Genomic DNA, 18,105 nt, shown 5'->3' with positions numbered 1-18,105 from the left:
CTCGCCACGCTGCTGCCGGAGCTGGCGCCCGAGATCCTGTCCCGCGCCTCCGAGGCCGGCAACGACCGCATCGTGCTCGGGGTGCACTACCCGCTCGACATCATGGGCGGACGGATCGACGGCGAGGCCGCGATCGCGGCCCGCTGGTCGGACCCGACGTTCCGCACGGAGGTGCTGGAGCCGGCGCGGAAGGAGCTGGTGCGGTACCTCGAGAAGTCGACCGGGCACTCGATCGCGTGGACGATCAAGCACCAGAAGGTCTACTCGGCGAACCCCTACGGCGGGAAGGCGCTGCCCGGCGGCACCGCGCAGATCGTCCAGGACCGCGCCTCGGCCGTGCGGGTCTACAGCGAGCGCCTGACCTACGGCTTCCCGCGGATCGGTACGAAGCACCTCGCGCCCTCCGTCCCGGCCGGCGCGCAGAACCTGCTCCGCACGGCCTTCCCGACCCTGACGGCGAAGCAGCGCACGAGCGTGCTCGCCCAGACCGAGCTGACCTCCGGCTTCCCGCTGGACGGCACCGGCACCTCCGCCGGCGCGTGGCAGCGGCTGGACCTGGCCGCGGCGACGAGCGCGACCGTCCGGATCGGGCGGCACGGATCGGTCGACGTCGTCTCGACGGGCGGAGCCGCGAAGGTCGTCGTGGTCAAGCGGCACCACCACCACTGAGGCCGGGAGGGCGGGATCCGGCCACCGGGTCCCGCCCTCCTCCCAGCGGAGGCCGGGTTCGCTGAGCGCATGACCTCCTCCCCCACCTGGCTCATCACGGGCTGCTCGACCGGCCTCGGCCGCGCGTTCGCGGAGGCCGTGCTCGCGCGCGGCCACAACGCCGTCGTCACCGCCCGGGACGTCGCCGCCGTGCAGGACCTCGCGGACGCTCACCCCGCCTCCGCGCTCGCGGTGGCGCTCGACGTGACCGACGACGCGCAGGTCGCGGCCGCCGTCGCCGCCGCGATCGAGCGGTTCGGCGGGGTGGACGTGCTGGTGAACAACGCGGGCTACGGCTACCGCGCGGCGGTGGAGGAGGGGGAGGACGAGGCCGTCCGCCGCCTGTTCGAGACGCACGTGTTCGGCACGGTGCGGACGATCAAGGCGGTGCTGCCCGGCATGCGGGCCCGCCGCTCGGGCACGATCGTGAACCTGTCGTCGATCGGCGCGCGACTGTCGCCGGAGGGGTCGGGCTACTACTCGGCGGTGAAGGCGGCGATCGAGGCGCTCACGCTGTCCCTGCGCAAGGAGGTGGCCCCGCTGGGCATCACCGCGATGGTGGTCGAGCCGGGCGGCTTCCGGACCGACTTCGCGGGACGCTCCCTCACCCAGGCCGCCGAGCCGATCGCCGACTACGCCGAGACGGCCGGCAGGCGTCGCAAGGAGGCGGGGACCGGGCACGGCACCCAGCCGGGCGACCCGGCCGAGGCGGCGCGGGCGCTGATCACCGCCGTCGAGTCCGAGCACCCGCCGTTCATGCTGCTGCTGGGGAACGACGCCTCCACCGGGTTCCGCGCCGCGCTCGACGCCCTGCGCACCGAGGTCGACGAGTGGGAGGCGCTCTCGAGGAGCACCGACTTCGCCTGAGTCCCCGCGCGGGCGCGCATGCCGCTGCCGCTGGCGCCCCCGCTCCCGCTGCCTGGATCGCGTCGGATGCCCGCCTTCGGTCGACGCGGGGACCATCGATCTCTGATGCGGCGAGTGACGGCATCTTCTGAAGCGACGCAGTGCTCAGAGTCGTGAAGGCGTGTCGGGTCGGGGACGGGGTCGGCTGCGTGGGTGGCGTCGGGTGTCGGCTTGCCTGCGATGGTGCGGGTCGGGTGGTCCGATCCAGTGCTTGGGCACGATGTGCAGGTCGCCGTCGTGTGACCTGATCTCGATGGGGCTGTCCTTCGCGTGCACGAGGTGGTGGTGGTAGGAGCAGAGGAGGATGCCGTTGTCGATGTCGGTGGGTCCGGTGTCCCGGTCCCACCACCTCGCGTGGTGCGCTTCGAGGTAGGGGTGCGGGGTTCGGCAGCCCGGGTACTGGCACCGGCCCCCGGCGGCGATCACGAGGGCGAGCTTCTGCGCCGGGCTGAACAGCCGGTGCGCGCTCCCGAGGTGCAGGGGCGCCCCGTCGGGGTCGATGACGAGGAGACGCGTCTCCCCGTCGCACGCGATCCGTTCCACGACCGGCATCGGGAGGCCGGCCATGATCCCCGCCGCCCATCCCTGCACTCGGCGGGCTTCGACCTCCGCCGCGGTCGCGGTGATCACGACGGTGTGCGTGGTGGTGGTCCCACCGATCCCTGCCGTCTCGGCGCGGGCGGCGAGGGCGATGGCCTCCATCAGGGTGTCGTGGTCCTGCATCGCCCGCGACCGCGGATCCTCCCGCTCCGGATCCACCCGATCCGGATCCACCCGATCCGGGTCCACCTGCCCCGGGTCGATCTCGGCTCCACCGGCTCGGGGGACGTCGTCGGGGCTCTCGCGCCACTCCGGGCCGAGGGAGTCGTCGGTGTCGTCCCCGCCGGCCTCGGTGCGGATCAGGGTCCTGCCGCGGCGTCGGGACTGGAGGAGGTCCTGCAGGGTCGCCAGATCCTCCGGTCCCAGCACGAGGGTGACGGTGGTGGTCCCGTCGCGGAGGGTCCGCCCGATCCGCAGGGCCCGCTTCCGGCGTTGGTTCCGGTGCCGCTCTTCCGGTCCATCCGGGTCCAGGGCGAGATCCCACGCCGCGACGACCTCCCGCAGCCCCTCCTCGTCCGTGGTCTTCGCGGCGTCGAGCAGGGACCGCATCGCCACCTGCAGCAGGGCGGGGTCGGCCCGGTGGTGGACGGCCTTCCACAGGTTCACGATCACCCGCGCCGCCTCGACCCCCACCTCCCCCGCGGCGAGGGCGGCGGCGAGCTCCGGGTGGCGGGACGGGCGGGTGCCCAGCAGATCCGGGACGGGAGCGAGCGCGGCACCGATCCCGACCCGCCGCTTCGCCTCCTGGGCGCTGACCCTCGTGACGAGCTGGACGAGCTGGATGCCGTCGCGGGCGCCGTTGCGGTGGGCGAGTCCGTCGGAGTCGAGGATCCTCCTCGACCGGTGCTCGACCTGCGCCGCGGCCTGGATGCGGAGGCTGTCGACCACCGTCCCGATCGCCTCCACCAACGCGAGATCGGTGAGCAGCTCGTCGTCGGAGGCGGTGCAGAACCGGTCGACGACTGCGAGCGCAGCAACGCGCAACGCGAGCAGATCGGTGGCTTCCGGCATGCCCGTACTCCACCATGGGGCACCGACAGCGGGTCACGAAAACAGGGGCCTCATGAGGGCTGTTCCGTCTCCTCCACAGCGCGTCACTCCGGCCGCAGCGAACACCCCGAGGGGTCGTGAGGCTCCCTCGGCCACACTCCGACCAGCGAGGCATCGGTGCAGCCGCGCGGAGCGGATGGGCGCCGAGCTCAGCGACTCGCCGCGCGCTCCGTCCCCACCGCGAGCGGCCCCCTCCGGCCGACGAGCCACACGGTGAAGGCGAACCCGCTGAGCACGGCGCCGGCGATGCAGATCACGCTCCAGCCGCCCGCCTCCCACAGCACCGCGGCGAGCGCGGAGCCGACCGCTCCCCAGACGAAGTTGTTGGTGACGAAGGCCGTGTTGATGCGGCTGCGAGCGGCCGGGTCGATCTGGAACATCCGCGACTGCACCAGGATGTTGTGCCCCTGGATCGCGACGTCGAGCAGCACGATCGCGACGACCACCACTGCCACCGAGGCGCCGCCGAGCCCCGCGACGACGAACGACACCAGCACGAGCAGCCAGGCCGCGCCGATCGCCGGCAGCCCCAGCCCGCGGTCGGCCAGCCGGCCCGCCCGCTGCGCCGCGATCGCGCCGGCGAGCCCGATCAGGCCGAACAGCCCGATGGCGGTCACCGAGAACGAGAAGGGCGGCGCGCTCAGCAGGAAGGTCAGCGCAGTCCAGAACATCGTGAAGACGCCGAACGACGTGCCGCCGAGCACGAGGCTCCAGCGGACCGCGGCCTCACGACGCACGATGCCGAACACGGAGGCGATGAGCGCGGGGTACCGCAGGCGGGTCCGCGGCGGGAGGTCGGGGATCGCGCGCCGCAGCAGCATCGCGAGCACGATCGCGAGCAGCGCCGCGACGACGTAGATCGCGCGCCAGCCCGCGGCCCCCGCGATGAGCCCGCTGACGGTCCGCGACACGAGGATGCCGGTGAGGATGCCCGACACGACGGTGCCGACCACCCGCCCCCGGGTCGCGTCGTCCGCCAGGTCACCCGCGAGCGGCGCCAGGATCTGGCCGGCCACGGTGGTCAGGCCGACGAGCGCGAGCGTCGCGAGCAGCACCGCGAAGGTGGGCGCGAGCGCGCTCGCGAGCAGGGCGGCTGCGGCGCAGAGCATCGCGACCGGCACGAGCAGGCGCCGGTTCAGCACGTCGCCGAGCGGCACCAGCAGCAGCACGCCGGTCGCGTAGCCGAGCTGGGTCGAGGTGACCAGCGCACCCGCCGCCGCCGTGTTGGTGCGCAGGTCCCGCGCGATGAAGTCGAGCAGCGGCTGCGCCCAGTACAGGTTGCCGACCGCGGCGCCGCCGGCGATCGCGAACAGCAGGGTGAGCCTCCGGGTCATGCGGCGCAACCCTGCCAGGTCCGCCCGCCCGCCTCCGAGCGCGAGACTGGAGGGACCGACCGGAGGAGACGCCCATGCGGCACACCCCGCACTACCTGATGACGGACCCGGCCGAGGTCGCGCGGCTCGTGCGCGGCAACCCGTGGGCCACCTACGTCTCGGCCACGGCGGGCGGGCTGGTCGCCTCCCACTACCCGACGCTGCTCGACGAGGGCGCGCAGGACCTGACGATCCTCAGCCACTTCGGGCGGCCGGACGAGCAGCTGCACGAGCTGGGGCAGCACGAGCTGCTCGTCGTCGTCCAGGGCCCGCACGACTACGTGTCGTCCAGCTGGTACGACCGGGGCGATGACATCCCGACCTGGAACCACGTGACCGCCCACCTCTACGGCGTGCCGGAGATCCTGTCGGAGGAGGAGAACTTCGCCGTCCTCTCGCGGCTGACCGACCACTTCGAGGGCGGGTTCGCTCAGGGCCGGTCGCTCTCGCTCGACGAGGAGAAGTCGCGGCGGGTCGCGAAGGGCACCGTCGGGCTGCGGATGCGGGTCACCCGCTTCGACGCCCGGGCGAAGCTGAGCCAGAACAAGTCGGCCGAGGTCGCCGACCGCATCATCGGGCAGCTCGACGCCCGGAACCCCGATCTCGCGCAGGAGATGCGCCGGGTCCGCACCGCCGACTGACCGCATCCCCGATGTCGCGGATCCGGATGGATCGCGCGACACCCCGCGCCCCGCGCCTCCGCGCCCGGCGTGTCGTGCCGTGCATCCGGATCCGCGCAAGGAATCCGGATCCGCGGAGGGGAGGTGCCTACCCTGAGGGTCTCGCGAAGGAGGTCGGCCGTGGTCCCGGTCCGTTTGCTCGGTCTCGCCGTCGACGCCGGCATGCAGCCGGTCGTCCTGCTCACCCCGCTCGACGCCGGCGACGCGGGCGACGCCCCGCGCACGCTGGTGCCGATCTGGGTCGGTTCGCAGGAGGCGGCCTCGATCTCCGTCGCGGTCAGCGGCGAGCAGCCCGCGAGGCCCCTCTCCCACGACCTCATGCAGCGCCTCCTCGTCGCCGTGGAGGCGTCGGTGGACCGCGTCGACGTCACGCGGATCGAGCACGGCACCTTCTACGCGGAGCTCAGCCTCACCACGAAGGACGGCCGCGTGCGCATCGACTGCCGGCCCTCCGACGGCATCGCGCTGGCGGCCAGGGTCGGGGCGCCGCTGTTCGTCGCGGAGGCGGTGATCGCCAAAACCGGGGTGCTCGAGGGCGACGACGCGGATGACGGCGCGGACCCGGAGGAGAAGGTGGAGGAGTTCCGCCGGTTCCTCGACGACGTCGACCCGGAGGACTTCCAGGGGTGAGCTCCGGGCCTTCTCCGATGGACCCTGCGCGAGGATGCTGCCTCCCGCGAGGAGCGTGCACGTGACCGGAACCCGTGGCCGCCTCTGGCGGCACCTCGCGGTGACCCGCCTGCACCGCAGCGGTCGCGCGCCGCAGCGGGTGCTGCTGGTCGGCGACGGCGCCGTCGTCGCCGAGCCGACGGAGCCGGGCGGCGCGCGGCTGGCGGACCTCGTCGCGGACGCCGTCGCCGCCAGGACCGGTCGTGGGCTCGACCTCGACGTCGTCTTCGACCTGGCGCCCGCGCTGCAGGCGGTCGGCGCCGCGACGCGGGCGTGGCGCCTGTGGCGCTACGAGGCCGTCGTCGTCGTGCTCGAGGAGCCGCAGCTGCAGGAGCCGGGCCGCGGGCGGCCCGGCCGGATCCCCCGCCTCGCCCACCGGGTGATCCCGGAGCTGGCGGAGGCGAGCGGCGTGCTGCTCGTCCGCCTGCGGCAGCCGACCGGACCCGATGGCCCGTTCCCGCGGATCGGCGACGGGTCGTCGACCGTGGCGTCGATGGCGATCGTGCTCGGCCAGGGCTGCGACGAGTCCGTGCGGCGGGATCACGTCGGCGGGATCGCGGACCGCGTCGCGCGGATGCTCGGGCGCGCGGACGCCCGTGCCGGCCGCGGCGACGGCGAGACGGCGCCCGAGCGACGCGCGCTGCCGGAGCCGGAGCGGGACCGGCAGCGGGCCGTCGACCGCACGCACGAGGCGCTCGGCGGCATCACCCCGGATCTCGAGCGGGTCGTGCTGCTCGCCAGGAACACCTTCGAGGTGCCGTTCGTGCAGGTGAACCTGCTCGACCACGGCAGGATCCGGACGCTCGCGTTCGTGGGTGCGCCGGGCGACAGCGCCGAGCAGCCCCTCTGCACGATCACCGTCGGCGGTACGGGCCCGACGATCATCGCCGACACCTGGGACGACCACCGGCTCGATGCGAACCCCCACGTGCACGACGCGCTCTACCCGGTCCGCTTCTACGCGGCGCACCCGATCGAGTCGCTCGACGGCTACCGGATCGGCACGCTGTGCGTGTTCGACTTCGTGCCGCACGAGCGCGACGAGATCGACGAGACGGTGCTCCGGGATCTCGCCCTGCTCGCCGAGGCGGAGATCAGCGCGCTGCAGGCGGATTGACCGACCGGATCAGCGGGCTGCGACGTCGAAGACGACGAGCCGCCTCGAGCTCGCCTGCAGGAGGCCGCCGACCACCCGGTGGTCCGGGTGGGGAAGGTAGTCCGCGAGCGCCTGCTCGCTCGCGAACCGGATGACGAGCGCCCAGTCGAACCCGTCCTCGAGCCCCTCGCCGCTGATGCTGCCGCCCCGCTCCACGGTGAGGACGCCGGGCAGCGCCACCAGGTTCGCGTCGACGACCGCCTCCGCCTGCCGCGCGACGTCGGGCGGCGCCTCCGCCGCCCACTCGACGAGGACCACGTGCACGATCTCGGCCATCCGCGCATCCTCCCGTCCGCGGCTCGACGCGCACCGTGCGCCGGCGGAGACGCGCGGCACGGAATGTCACGGGACGACACCGCGTTTGCACGAGCGGCCGGCGCCGACGACGCTGGTGGACGCGGGACCGCTCGGGCGGCGCTCCCGGGGAGGAGCGGACATGGGTCACGACAGCGCCGATGCGACCGCGCCGGACTCCCCGCGGATCGAGCCGTCGCACCCCTCCCTGGGTCCGATCGGCGGGCTGACTGCGGAGGAGTTCAAGCTCGCCTTCCGCAACCACGCGGCCGGCGTCGCCGTGATCACCGCCGACGCGGGCGACGGTCCCGTCGGCCTGACCGCCACGTCGGTCTTCTCCGTCAGCGCCGAGCCGCCGCTGCTCATCTTCTCGCTCTCCAGCAGCTCGTCGTCCGCGCCGACCATCCGGGCGGCCGACACGGTGATCGTGCACCTGCTCGGCGCCGACCAGATCGCGCTCGCCCGGCTGTGCGCGACGAGCGGCATCGACCGGTTCGCCGACCGGACGATCTGGGACCGGCTCATCACCGGCGAGCCCTACTTCCCCTCCGCGCACGCCTGGATCCGCGGCCGGGTCGTGAACCGGATGGAGGCGGGCGCCTCCACCGTCGTCGCCGTGCACGCGCTGCAGGCGAAGCTGCCCGTGGACGCCGGGGACGCTCCTCCGCTCGTCTACCACAACCGCGCCTACCACTCCCTCGGCGACCACTCGCGGCTGCAGTAGCGGGCCGGGGTCGCTCCCTCTTTCGCCGTTCCGCAGTTCTGGGCCGACACGCCGTCGTCGGCTGCTCGTGCGCGGCGCGTCGGACAGGAACTGCGGATCCGCGACGTCACCGCTCCGGTGAGGACCGCACCAGCCCGTGTTCGGCCGCAGCACCGACGAGCCGGATCGCTTCCAGGTCGTGCCGGTGCAGCCGGATCGTGTGCACGGCTCGCGTCAGCCGGCCCAGCAGGCCGAAGGCGGAGCCGAGCGGCCGCGCGGAGATGCCGACGACGATCGACCGATCGACGGCGGTCCGGTATCGCTGGGCGAGATGCAGCGTGAGATCGAGGTCGTCGTGCACGCCGCGGTCCCAGCGGTGCGCCTCCCCGCGGATCGTCCGCCAGGCGTCGCGGCGCATCCCGAGGTTCGATCCGAACAGCGGCTCGCGCCCGATCACGGCTCCGACGATGCGGAAGTAGATGCCCAGGTACGCGGCGGAGGCGAGGCGGTCGACGAGCGGAGGCAGGCCGGTGAAGCGGGCGGAGCCGGTCACGGCGGCGAGGCCCTGGTCGGCGTCGAGCGCCGCGACCATGCGCTCGATCCAGTCGGGCGAGGGCAGGCTGTCCGCGTCGAGCCGCAGGATCAGGTCGCCCACCGCCGCGTCGTAGCCGTGCGAGGCCGCCGCGGCGATGCCCGCCTCCGGCTCGTCGACCACCATGGCGCCCGCGCGACGTGCCCGCGCGGCGCCGTCGTCCCGCGAGCCGTTGTCGACGACGACGATCTCGAGCGGGGTCACGGTCTGCACGGCGAGCGCCGCGAGGCAGCGCTCGAGCGCCTCCGCGTCGTTCCGCACGGGGATCACCACGGAGACCGGCGGCACGGCCGGCGAGTCGTCGTCCATCGGCGCTCCTCCCCCTGGTCCGGTGCACGCAGCACGAACGGCGATCCCATCACCGATGCGCTCACAGCGCGGAGGGCTGGTGCGGTCGAGCAGCGCCCGGTATGCACGGCGTCACCGGGCGAGGTCGTCCTCGACGAACGCGCATCTCGAGAGCGGCGGGATCGAAGAGACCGCCGCGAGGGCCGTGAGGAGCAGGAGCAGCAGCGGCACGGTCCAGCCACGACTGACGTCGTGCAGGACCCCGACGGCCAGCGGGCCGATCGCGCCGAGTCCGTAGGCGACGCCCTGTGCGAACCCGCTCAGCGCGACGGTCCCCCGGGCCGTCCGGGTCCGCGCGTCGATGAGCACCAGGCACACCGGGAAGAGGATCGATCCCATCCCGATGAGGAGCACCCAGAGCAGCGTCGGCGACCTGGGCGCGAGCAGCAGCCCGGCGTAGCCGAGCACGAAGCTCGCGGTGCCGGCGGCGATCACCCATCCCACGTCGCGGAACCGCGCGACGAGGAGCGGTGCCAGCAGCGCGCAGGGCACGCTGACGATGCCGGTGACGGCGAGCAGCGCACCGCCCTCGGCGGCCGTCGAGCCGGCGACGTCGCGCAGGATCTGCGGCAGCCAGGCGAAGTTCGCGTACGTGCAGATCGTGCTGGTGGAGAAGAGGAGCGTGATCGACGATGCGGTCCGCGATCGCCACAGCCGCGTCAGGAGGGTCGCCGGCGGAGCCGTGAGCACGGCCGCCTTCGCGGCCGCCCGTCGACGATCCCGCACGATCATCACGATCCAGGGAGCGAGGGCGACGATCGAGGTCGCGGCCCAGAGCCCGAGAGAGAACCGCCAGCCGGCGAGCCCGGCGATGGGCGCGGCGACGGCTGCCGGCAGCGCGGTGCTCACGCCGACGATGCAGGTGTAGACGGCGATGAGCAGAGCGACCCGGTCGGGGAAGTACCGGCGGACGATGGGCGGCAGCAGCACGTTGCCGATGCCCGTGCCGGCGAACGCCACGACGCTGCCGGCGAGCAGCACCCCGAACCCCGGAGCGGCCGCGCGGATCAGGTGCCCCGCGGTCATCAGCACCAGCGCGACCACGATGCCGCCGTCGAGCCCGACGCCGCGCGCGACGCGTGGCGCGATCAGGCCGGAGATCGCGAACAGGACGGGAGGCAGGGTTCCCAGCAGTCCGATGCCGATGCTCGACATCGGGACGTCGACCCGGATCACGTCGAGGATCGGGGAGATCGCCGCGACGGCCTGCCGCAACGTGAACGACAGCAGCACGATCCCGAGCAGCGCCGCGGTGCGTCCGGCCCAGATCGGCAGACGACGCTCGTCCGGCGGACGGCGGATCAGGCCGCTCCTTCCGTCACGGCCGGCTCGCGCCGACGCGCAGCTGCGTCATGAGATCGAGCGTGTCGGCGTTGAGCCAGTACTCGGCGACACGGTCCTCCGCGATCCGCAGGATGTCCGTGCCGTGGAACGAGACGGCGGTGCCGACCGGCGCCGCGGCTCCGGGGACCCCGCCGCCGTAGTGGCCGGCCGCGACCCAGCGGACGACGACGTGGTCCCCGTCGACGATGGGGCCGACCTCGACGGAGAAGACCAGGTCGGCCATCAGCGACCGCATCTGCGCGACGAGATCCTGCATCCCGGACACGCCGCCGGCAGCGCTGCCGTCGCCGCCGTCGAACATCGCCGCGTGCACGCGGTTGTCCACATCGATGATGGTCTCGGCGATCGCGTCCTCGCCGTTCCACATCGCGACCCACTTCGTCACCAGCTCGTTCGCTGCATCCCGGTTCATCGTCTGCTCTCCTCCGTCGTACGGGGGCCGCGCGGTCGCGGCTCCTCGGGGTCGTCTCGGCAGCCGTCGCCGACGGCCCGCATCGCGATCCGCGCGGTCAGATCGACACCGACGCGGGCCGGCGCGGACCCGCTGAGCGCTCCGGCGCCCTGGAGTCCGCGAGGTAGTGGGCGAGCAGGCTCAGCGCTTCGGCGTCCTCGGAGCCGGCCGCCGCGGTGTGGGTGACGAGGACCTGCTCGGGCGTGGCCACGGAGCGCAGCGTCTGCTGCAGCAGCGTGAGCCGGCCGAGCAGGGGGTGCCGGAGCGCGTAGCTCGCGGCGGCGCACGGCCGGATCCGGTTGTCGGACCACATGGCGGCGAAGTCCGGGCTCTCGATGATCAGGGAGCCGATGAGCGTGGCGAGGAGCCGGTCGTGCGGGTGGGCGCCGGCGACGATGCGCAGGTTGCCGACGACCGCCTCCGCCTTGGCGCGCCACATGCGGTAGAGGTCGCGCGTGTGCGCGTCGAGGAACACGAGCTCGGCCATGTTCGGTCGCGCCGCGACGTCGTCGGGGGCGGTGAAGGCGAGGTGACCGGCGAGCAGGGCGTGCCCGGCCGGGTTCCACGCGAGCACGTCGGTCCGACTGCCCATGATCATCGCCGGCACGTCGCCGAGCGCGTGGAGCAACTGCACGAGAGCCGGGTCGGGCGTCTCGGGCGTGGTCGGCTCCGGATCCGACCGGAAGTGATCGGCGGCGGCGAGGGTGACGAGGTGCGCCCGCTCCGATGCCGTGAGGCGCAGGGCCGACGCGATCGCTTCCAGCACCTGGGCGGACGCGTTCCGGCTCTGCCCCTGCTCGAGGCGCGTGTAGTAGGACGGGCTGACCCCCGCGAGCAGGGCGAGCTCCTCGCGCCGGAGCCCGGACACGCGGCGGCGGCTGCCGTGCGGGGGCAGGCCGACGTCCTCGGGCTGCAGTCGCGCGCGGCTGGCCCGGAGGAAGCTGCCGAGCCGCGTCGGAGTCGAGGGAGCGCTCACCCGACGAGTCTGCAGTCCGCTGCGCCGGCGGTGCCAGCCCCTGGTGGGGTCAGGCTCGGCCGGTGCGACGTCGCCCATCCCGGCCGTGGGTAGGAATCCCCGGGGCTGGGCCGGGCCCGCGCTCCCGGCGAGGGTGAGGACCGCTCGGCCGTCGTCCGCGCCGAGCCCGGCACCACCGCCACCATCACGAGAGAGCACGCATGCACCCCACCGGAACGACCACGACCACGCCGACCCTGACCTTCGGTGACGTCACCGTGACCCGAGCCGTCGAGAGCGTCGGCAGCATCGGCATGACGCCCGACCAGTTCTTCCCCGGCACCGATCCCGCCGCGTGGGAGGGGCAGGAGGGGTGGCTGCGGCCGCACTTCCTCGAGAGCGACGGCGGGTCGGTCATGGCCAGCACCGCGCGCACCGCGTTCCAGACCTGGATCATCAGGAGCGGCGGGAGGACGATCCTGATCGACACCGCGATCGGCGACGGCAAGGACCGCGCCGACGTCCCCGCGTGGCACCACCTGTCGACCGGGTTCCTCGACCGGCTCGCCGAGGCCGGCGTCGCACCCGCGGAGGTCGACGTCGTCGTGAACACGCACCTCCACGCCGACCACGTCGGCTGGAACACCCGATCCGTCGACGGCCGCTGGGTGCCCACCTTCCCGAACGCCCGGTACCTGATCGACCAGGCGGAGCTGCAGTTCTGGGACCCGGCGGCGGCCAACCCGTCGAAGGGCCCCGACGCGAAGCAGGTCTGGGCCGACAGCGTTCAGCCGCTGCTCGACGCCGGGGTCGTGACCGCCTGGACCGGCGCGTACCGGATCGACGACGCCGTGACCGTGGAGGCCGCCCCGGGCCACACGCCCGGCGCCTCGGTCGTCCGCGTGCGCTCCGGGGACGCCGAAGCGCTCTTCGTCGGCGACACGCTGCACAGCCCTGCCCAGGTCGCCGACGCGCGCACCTCCAGCTGCTTCGACGAGGACACCGACGTGGCCGGCAGGACCCGTCTCCGCATCTTCGCCGAGGCGGCCGAGCGCGGCATCCCGCTGTTCCCCGCCCACTTCGGCGGCCACGCCGGCTTCACCGTCCGAGCAGACGGGAGGGGCTTCACGATCGCCGACTGGCAGCCGCTCGACGCGATCTGACGGGGGCTGCACGGCCCTCCGCACGCGGCTCCGGCGGGGTCGCTCAGCGTGCGGAGGCGACCCGCGCGAGGCGGGACCGCACCGGCAGCGGGCCCGCCGCCTCCTGCGGCACCGCGTCGAGCGCGAAGTCCGCGATCACCCCGGGCGCGAACACCCCGCACCAGGACGAGCCGCCGTACTGGAACCAGCCGAGCTCATCGCCCTTCGCGACGTGCGCGCCGGGCGCGATGCCCGGCGCGACGATGCAGGAGGAGACGTCGGACATGCCCACGAACACGAGCGCGAGCGTGCCGATGGACGCGGCGTCCGCCTCCAGCACGACGACCGCGCGGGTGGCGACGTGCGTCAGGTACCCCTGCGAGACCGTCGGCTCCGCGGCCGCGTCGCCCTGCGAGTCGGCCTCGGAGTAGTACGTGCCGGGCACGACGGTCGCGCGCAGGATCCGGCCGGCGACCGGGCTGTGCCATCGGTGGTAGTCGGTGGGGCTCAGGAACGCCTGGAACACGGTGCCGCCGACGAGGGCGTCGACCGACTCGTCGCCCGCGAGCATTTCGACCAGCGAGTACGGCTCGCGCTTGATCCAGAAGTCGTCCGACCGCTGCACGCCGTTCGCGATCCGGTACGGCGTCGCCTCGCAGGCCGCGACGACGACCGTGTCGTCGTCGGGCTCCGCGACCGGCCGCGCCTGCTCCGCCAGCCGCCGCGTGAAGAAGTCGTTCCAGGAGGTGAACCCCCAGTGCGGCGCGTCCGGATCGTGCTGGAACCGCTCGATGCCGATCGCCTCCCGCGCCGCCTGCCCCATCCAGCCGCTCGGGGAGGCGTTCAGCACCGACAGCGAGTCGGGCCCCTCGAGGTACTCGGCCCAGGCGTTCAGGACGTCGCGCAGGGCCGCGTTCACGCGCGGGTCGCGGTAGAAGGCGAAGCCGGCGGGCGTGCCCATGGTCCAGTCGAGGACCGCGCCCAGCGGCGTCGCGACCATCGCCTCGCCGTACTCGGGCGCGGTCGTGAGGACCTCGTCCATCAGCACGAGCAGCTGATCGAGGCTCTCGACGGGTTGCTCGCTGTAGCCCTTCGCCTGCGGCTCCTCCTCGATCATCCGGTGCGCGTGCATCCGCAGGATCGGGTCGCCCTCGACGAGGTCGCCGAAGGCGCGCACGGCGGGATGCAGCGGGCCGCCCTCCCCCGCCCGCTCGCGATGCCCGCGCAGCCAGGCCTCCAGGTCGTCCTGCCTGCTGGTCAGCCAGCCGCCCCGGCGCCGCGGGTCCCTGTCCTGGTCGTTCGTCACCCGGGGACGGTAGACGCGGAGGCGGCAGGCGTCCTGGGCGGCGGCCGCACGTCCGCCTCCCGCCGCAGCGAGGCGCGGCTGGCGCACCGGCTGCTGCTGATCGCCGGCGACCGTGTCGACGTCTCCGGTGCCTCGTCCGTGGTGGTCGGCCGGCTCGCCCTGCACGTCGTCCGCGGCGTGCTCCGCCGGTAGCCGCCTCAGCGGATCGACTGCCGCCCGCGCCGCCGGAGCCGAGTCCGTCAGCAGGAAGAATCCGCTTCAGCAGGAAGAATCCGCGGTGCTCTTCCTGCTGATCGTCCTGCTTCCTGCTGTCGTGCTCGGTTCTTCCTGCTGTCGTGCTCCGGCGACGCGCGACGGAGTCGACGAAGGGGATCCGGCTCGCCGGATCCCCTTCGTCGTGCGCGTCCTGGGGCTACTGGCCGCGGGCCGCTCCGGACACGTCCTCCTTGGCGCCGGCGGCCTGGTCCTTGACATCGGAAGCCGCGGCCTGGCCCTCCTGCTTGACGGTGCTCGCCGCGTCCGTCGCGGTCTCCTTCAGGTGCTGGGCGGCGTCCTGCGCCGGCTCCTTCAGGCTCTGCGCGGTGTCCTTCGCCGCGTCCTTGGCGGCGTCGACGAGCGGCGCGGCCTTCTCCTTGGCGGTCGAGGCGAGCCGCCGCTCGGCGGGCGCTGCCGGGATCAGGGAGGAGAGCAGCATGCCGGCGCCGAAGGCGACCAGGCCGACGACGAGCGCGTTGCCCTTCGCCGCCTCAGCCGCGGAGCCCGCAGCGGCACCGGGGTGCGGGTGCGGCAGCGCGTCGGTCACGGAGTCCTTCGCGCCCATCAGGGTGTCGCGCACGCCCCGCACCCTGCCCTTGACCTTCTCGGTCTGGCGGTGGGCGATGCTCGACGGGTTGACCTTCTCGGCCAGGGCGTCGACGTCGCTGCCGAGCGTGCTGCGCGTCGCTTCGATGTCGCGGCGGATGGTGTCGGGGTCGCTCACTGGGTGCCTCCGGGCTTCAGGGTGTCGGGGATCTTCTTGAGGGAGTCGACGGTCCGGGGGGCGCCCTGGATCGTCTTCAGCTGGGCGCGGCCGCGGGCGAACAGGATCGCCGCGACGATCGCGTAGACGACCGTGACGATCAGACCGGACCAGGCGTTGCCGATCAGGTAGCCGAGGGCCCACCAGATCGTGATGGACAGGAACAGCAGCGCGAACAGCCCGGCGACGCCGGCTCCGCCGAACATCCCGGCGCCCTTGCCCGCCTTCTTCGCGGACTCGGTCAGCTCCGCCTTCGCGAGGTCGATCTCCTGACGGAAGAGCGTCGAGAGGTCGCGGGTGACGCCGCCGAGCAGCTCGCCGACGCCGGTGGTCGCCGCGCGCTCCTCCGCTCCCGGGGTGCTCATCGAACGCCGCCCAGCGCGGTCGAGCCGGGCACGGCCGGGTCGTAGGACGAGGCCGGGTCGTAGGAGGCGGCGGGGGCGTCGTAGCCGGGGATGCCGGCGTCGTAGGTCGACGTCGAGGACGTGGCGGCCGTGTCGGCGGCGGTCGGCTCGGCGTCGTCCTTCGCCTCGGCGACGAGCGCCTTCGTCAGCCGGCCGGCGAGCAGCCCCGCACCGGCCGCGAGGCCGATGAAGACCCACGGGCGGTTGGCGGCGAATCGCTTGACCTCGGCCAGCACCTCGCCCGGCTCGCGGTCCTCGAGCCACTGCGCGACGCCCTTCGCCCGGTCGCCGACGTTCTCGAGCAGCTCGGCCGCGAGGCCCTGCTGGTCGCCGCGCATGCCGGCGAGGTCGTCGGCGAAGGTGTGCAGCGTGCCCGCCGCCTTCTGCTGCTGGGTGCCGGCCTGCTCGGACAGCTGCTCGGTGGCCTGGCCGTACAGGTCCCGGGCCTGCCCCAGGGCGTCCTTCGCGACCTTGCCGGCCTGCTCCTTGCCGGTGGCGGCCACGGAGCCGGCGGCGTCCTTCGCGCCGGAGGCGACGCCGGCCGCCGCGTCCTTCGCGGTGCCGGCGGTCTGCTTCGCGCGCTCCTTCGCCTGGTCCTTCGCGGACGGGTCGTCGTGGGCGCCGTCGTCGATGCCGCCGGGGACCCGCAGCTCCTCGTACGGGGGAGCGGCGATGGTCTCGTCGTACAGCGGGGTGGTCCCCGGGGTGCCGTCCTCGGGCGGTGTGATGCTCATGGTGGGAGCGGACCACGATTCCGCTGGGAGGCATCAGGGGCTGGACAGGACGCCCGCTGTGTGCGTACCGCGCGGGCACGTGGCACGCGGCGCCGATCCCCACCCCGACTTCGCTCACGCTGCCGCAGGACCGCGGTCCGGCGGCAGCGTGAGCAGGAGGAGGAGGTCAGGCGGTGACGGTGAAGGTCGCGCCGAGGGAGGCGGTCGAGTCGCCGCCGACCCACACGTCGAAGGTCGCGGGATCGAGCACGAAGTCGCGCGCGGCGGCGTTCCAGTAGCGGCGCCCGGCCGGGCCGACGCGGAACGTCACGCGCCGCTCCTCCCCCGCCGGGATCGGCAGCCGCTCGAAGCCCTTCAGCTCGCGGACGGGTCGCGCGGCCGTGCCGGACCGCTGGTGCAGGTACAGCTGCACCACCTCGTCGCCGTCCTTGGTGCCCTCGTTGCGCACCGTGACCGACACCTCGACCGTGCCGTCCCGCCCGACGGTCTCGGCGTCGATGGCCAGGTCCGAGTAGGCGAACCGCCCGTAGCCCAGGCCGTGACCGAACGGGAACAGCGGGGTGCTCGGCTCGTCCCAGTATCGGCGGCCGATGTTCTCGGGCTCGTGGGAGGCGAGGTGCGAGTAGACGACCGGCACCTGCCCGACGGACCGCGGCCAGGTGAACGGCAGCCTGCCGCCGGGCGCGGCGTCGCCGAGCAGCAGGTCCGCGACGGCCGCGCCGCCCTGCGACCCCGGGTACCAGACGTCGAGGATCGCCGGGACGTGCTCGGCCGCCCAGGTGAGGTCGAGCGGTCGCCCGTTCATCACGACCGCGACGGTCGGGGTCCCGGTGGCGACCACCGCCTGCAGCAGCTCGAGCTGGCGGCCGGGCAGGTCGAGCGAGGACCGGGAGGCCGCCTCGCCGATCATGTTCTGCCACTCGCCGACCACCACGACGGCCACGTCGGCGTCCTGCGCCGCCTGCACTGCCTGTGCGAACTCGGCGTCGGGGTCGAACCCCTCCGGGTCGGCCGGCGCGTTGCCGCCGAACATGTCGAACATCGACGGGTAGGTCCGCTGCCCGACCTCGACGCCCCGGGCGGCGGTGACGGTCACTCCCGCACCGACGCGGTCGCGGATGCCCTGCAGCACGGTGACGGTCTCGTCGAGGTCGAAGTCGAAGACCCACGGGCCGAGGGTGTCCCGCTGCGAGTCCGCGAGCGGCCCCAGCACCGCGATCGACCCGAGCGCGGTCGCGTCGAGCGGCAGCAGGTCGCCCTCGTTGCGGAGGAGGACGGCGGCACGGCGGGCGGCGTCGCGCGCGACCTCGCGGTGCGCCGGGTCGGCGAGCACGGCCCGCGCGCGCTCCTCGTCGACGTACGGGTCGTCGAGCAGCCCGAGCCGCACCTTCACCTCGAGGACGCGCCGCACGGCGGCGTCGAGCGCCTCCGCACGCACCGCTCCCGACGCCAGCGCGGCGGGCAGCCGGTCGAACGCCGGGTCGAAGATCGCCATCTCCATGTCGAGCCCGGCGTCGAGGGCCCGCGCCGCGGCGACCTCGAGGTCCGGCGCGAACCCGTGCGTCGTCAGGTTCCTGGCCGCGTTCGCGTCGCTGACCACGAAGCCCTCGAACCCGAGCGCGTCGCGCAGCACGTCGGTGAGCAGCCACCGGTTCCCCGTCGCCGGGATGCC

Annotated in this window: 18 protein-coding genes and 1 pseudogene; 7 read left to right on the top strand and 12 right to left on the bottom strand. The window is 73.8% G+C overall.

All coding sequences use genetic code 11. The annotated features are described in order from the left end of the window. A pseudogene (locus ACFE60_RS10520) lies at positions 1–669 on the top strand (hypothetical protein); the annotation flags it as partial. Positions 670–738: 69 nt separating this feature from the next. After that, on the top strand, positions 739–1,575 hold the full coding sequence (locus ACFE60_RS10515; RefSeq protein WP_375388809.1) for an oxidoreductase: 837 nt from the start codon (positions 739–741) through the stop codon (positions 1,573–1,575). Between the two features lie 144 nt (positions 1,576–1,719). Here ACFE60_RS10515 and ACFE60_RS10510 read toward each other — a convergent pair whose 3' ends face one another. Both ACFE60_RS10510 and ACFE60_RS10505 read right to left on the bottom strand, forming a co-directional pair. After that, positions 1,720–3,225, bottom strand: a complete 1,506-nt coding sequence (locus tag ACFE60_RS10510; RefSeq protein ID WP_375388808.1) for a DUF222 domain-containing protein — start codon at positions 3,223–3,225, stop codon at positions 1,720–1,722. A gap of 188 nt (positions 3,226–3,413) precedes the next feature. Beyond that, the gene (locus ACFE60_RS10505; RefSeq protein ID WP_375388807.1) at positions 3,414–4,598 is read right to left on the bottom strand and encodes an MFS transporter; all 1,185 of its coding nucleotides are present in this window, start codon (positions 4,596–4,598) and stop codon (positions 3,414–3,416) included. A gap of 74 nt (positions 4,599–4,672) precedes the next feature. Here ACFE60_RS10505 and ACFE60_RS10500 point away from each other — a divergent pair, with 74 nt between their 5' ends. The 3 genes from ACFE60_RS10500 (at position 4,673) to ACFE60_RS10490 (ending at position 7,103) form a co-directional block, all read left to right on the top strand. Beyond that, entirely contained in the window at positions 4,673–5,278 is a 606-nt protein-coding gene (locus ACFE60_RS10500) for an FMN-binding negative transcriptional regulator (protein ID WP_375388806.1), read from the top strand. 159 nt (positions 5,279–5,437) lie between these two features. Further along, entirely contained in the window at positions 5,438–5,947 is a 510-nt protein-coding gene (locus ACFE60_RS10495; protein WP_375388805.1) for a bifunctional nuclease family protein, read from the top strand. 61 nt (positions 5,948–6,008) lie between these two features. Next, complete coding sequence (locus ACFE60_RS10490) at positions 6,009–7,103, top strand: hypothetical protein (protein WP_375388804.1); 1,095 nt, start codon at positions 6,009–6,011, stop codon at positions 7,101–7,103. 9 nt (positions 7,104–7,112) lie between these two features. Here the strand turns inward: ACFE60_RS10490 and ACFE60_RS10485 are convergent, their stop codons facing one another. Further along, positions 7,113–7,418: a Dabb family protein gene (locus ACFE60_RS10485; protein ID WP_375388803.1), complete on the bottom strand. Its 306-nt coding sequence runs from the start codon at positions 7,416–7,418 to the stop codon at positions 7,113–7,115. A gap of 160 nt (positions 7,419–7,578) precedes the next feature. On the opposite strand from ACFE60_RS10485, the gene ACFE60_RS10480 reads away from it, so the two are divergent. Next, a complete protein-coding gene (locus tag ACFE60_RS10480) occupies positions 7,579–8,160 on the top strand; it encodes a flavin reductase family protein (protein ID WP_375388802.1) in 582 nt (193 codons plus the stop codon). A 106-nt stretch (positions 8,161–8,266) separates the two neighbouring features. Here ACFE60_RS10480 and ACFE60_RS10475 read toward each other — a convergent pair whose 3' ends face one another. The 4 genes from ACFE60_RS10475 to ACFE60_RS10460 form a co-directional block, all read right to left on the bottom strand. Further along, on the bottom strand, positions 8,267–9,040 hold the full coding sequence (locus ACFE60_RS10475; protein WP_375388801.1) for a glycosyltransferase family 2 protein: 774 nt from the start codon (positions 9,038–9,040) through the stop codon (positions 8,267–8,269). Positions 9,041–9,151: 111 nt separating this feature from the next. Next, positions 9,152–10,312, bottom strand: coding sequence for a CynX/NimT family MFS transporter (locus ACFE60_RS10470; RefSeq protein ID WP_375388800.1), 1,161 nt, complete (start codon positions 10,310–10,312; stop codon positions 9,152–9,154). 85 nt (positions 10,313–10,397) lie between these two features. Then, complete coding sequence (locus tag ACFE60_RS10465) at positions 10,398–10,835, bottom strand: ester cyclase (protein WP_375388799.1); 438 nt, start codon at positions 10,833–10,835, stop codon at positions 10,398–10,400. A gap of 97 nt (positions 10,836–10,932) precedes the next feature. Beyond that, positions 10,933–11,850 (bottom strand): helix-turn-helix domain-containing protein, encoded by a 918-nt coding sequence (locus ACFE60_RS10460; RefSeq protein WP_375388798.1) that lies wholly within the window; start codon positions 11,848–11,850, stop codon positions 10,933–10,935. A gap of 200 nt (positions 11,851–12,050) precedes the next feature. On the opposite strand from ACFE60_RS10460, the gene ACFE60_RS10455 reads away from it, so the two are divergent. Further along, positions 12,051–12,992: an MBL fold metallo-hydrolase gene (locus tag ACFE60_RS10455; RefSeq protein ID WP_375388797.1), complete on the top strand. Its 942-nt coding sequence runs from the start codon at positions 12,051–12,053 to the stop codon at positions 12,990–12,992. Between the two features lie 43 nt (positions 12,993–13,035). On the opposite strand, the gene ACFE60_RS10450 is transcribed toward ACFE60_RS10455, so the two are convergent. The 5 genes from ACFE60_RS10450 to ACFE60_RS10430 all read right to left on the bottom strand — a co-directional run. After that, a complete protein-coding gene (locus ACFE60_RS10450; RefSeq protein ID WP_375388796.1) occupies positions 13,036–14,277 on the bottom strand; it encodes a phosphatidylserine decarboxylase family protein in 1,242 nt (413 codons plus the stop codon). Positions 14,278–14,689: 412 nt separating this feature from the next. Continuing rightward, entirely contained in the window at positions 14,690–15,256 is a 567-nt protein-coding gene (locus ACFE60_RS10445) for a DUF3618 domain-containing protein (protein ID WP_375388795.1), read from the bottom strand. Continuing rightward, complete coding sequence (locus tag ACFE60_RS10440) at positions 15,253–15,660, bottom strand: phage holin family protein (RefSeq protein ID WP_375388794.1); 408 nt, start codon at positions 15,658–15,660, stop codon at positions 15,253–15,255. Before ACFE60_RS10440 ends, ACFE60_RS10445 begins: the two co-directional genes overlap by 4 nt. Further along, the gene (locus ACFE60_RS10435; RefSeq protein ID WP_375388793.1) at positions 15,657–16,433 is read right to left on the bottom strand and encodes a hypothetical protein; all 777 of its coding nucleotides are present in this window, start codon (positions 16,431–16,433) and stop codon (positions 15,657–15,659) included. The genes ACFE60_RS10440 and ACFE60_RS10435 overlap by 4 nt, the downstream gene beginning before the upstream one ends. Before the next feature lie 166 nt (positions 16,434–16,599). Continuing rightward, on the bottom strand, positions 16,600–18,105 hold a 1,506-nt coding region (locus ACFE60_RS10430), incomplete at its 5' end, for a glycoside hydrolase family 3 C-terminal domain-containing protein (protein WP_375388792.1).

Origin of the sequence: uncultured Amnibacterium sp. (genome assembly GCF_964245895.1) — a bacterium.
Classification (GTDB): Bacteria; Actinomycetota; Actinomycetes; order Actinomycetales; family Microbacteriaceae; genus Amnibacterium.
Note: the sequence above shows the minus strand (reverse complement) of the source record. Positions and strands in the feature narration are given on the sequence as shown.

What these genes read in the sequence shown, in the direction of transcription:
- ACFE60_RS10505 (WP_375388807.1), bottom strand. Translation starts at nt 4,598, where the DNA reads ATGACCCGGAGGCTCACCCTGCTGTTCGCGATCGCCGGCGGCGCCGCG.
- ACFE60_RS10510 (WP_375388808.1), bottom strand. Translation starts at nt 3,225, where the DNA reads ATGCCGGAAGCCACCGATCTGCTCGCGTTGCGCGTTGCTGCGCTCGCA.
- ACFE60_RS10455 (WP_375388797.1), top strand. Translation starts at nt 12,051, where the DNA reads ATGCACCCCACCGGAACGACCACGACCACGCCGACCCTGACCTTCGGT.
- ACFE60_RS10515 (WP_375388809.1), top strand. Translation starts at nt 739, where the DNA reads ATGACCTCCTCCCCCACCTGGCTCATCACGGGCTGCTCGACCGGCCTC.
- ACFE60_RS10435 (WP_375388793.1), bottom strand. Translation starts at nt 16,433, where the DNA reads ATGAGCATCACACCGCCCGAGGACGGCACCCCGGGGACCACCCCGCTG.
- ACFE60_RS10485 (WP_375388803.1), bottom strand. Translation starts at nt 7,418, where the DNA reads ATGGCCGAGATCGTGCACGTGGTCCTCGTCGAGTGGGCGGCGGAGGCG.
- ACFE60_RS10500 (WP_375388806.1), top strand. Translation starts at nt 4,673, where the DNA reads ATGCGGCACACCCCGCACTACCTGATGACGGACCCGGCCGAGGTCGCG.
- ACFE60_RS10480 (WP_375388802.1), top strand. Translation starts at nt 7,579, where the DNA reads ATGGGTCACGACAGCGCCGATGCGACCGCGCCGGACTCCCCGCGGATC.
- ACFE60_RS10475 (WP_375388801.1), bottom strand. Translation starts at nt 9,040, where the DNA reads ATGGACGACGACTCGCCGGCCGTGCCGCCGGTCTCCGTGGTGATCCCC.
- ACFE60_RS10440 (WP_375388794.1), bottom strand. Translation starts at nt 15,660, where the DNA reads ATGAGCACCCCGGGAGCGGAGGAGCGCGCGGCGACCACCGGCGTCGGC.
- ACFE60_RS10465 (WP_375388799.1), bottom strand. Translation starts at nt 10,835, where the DNA reads ATGAACCGGGATGCAGCGAACGAGCTGGTGACGAAGTGGGTCGCGATG.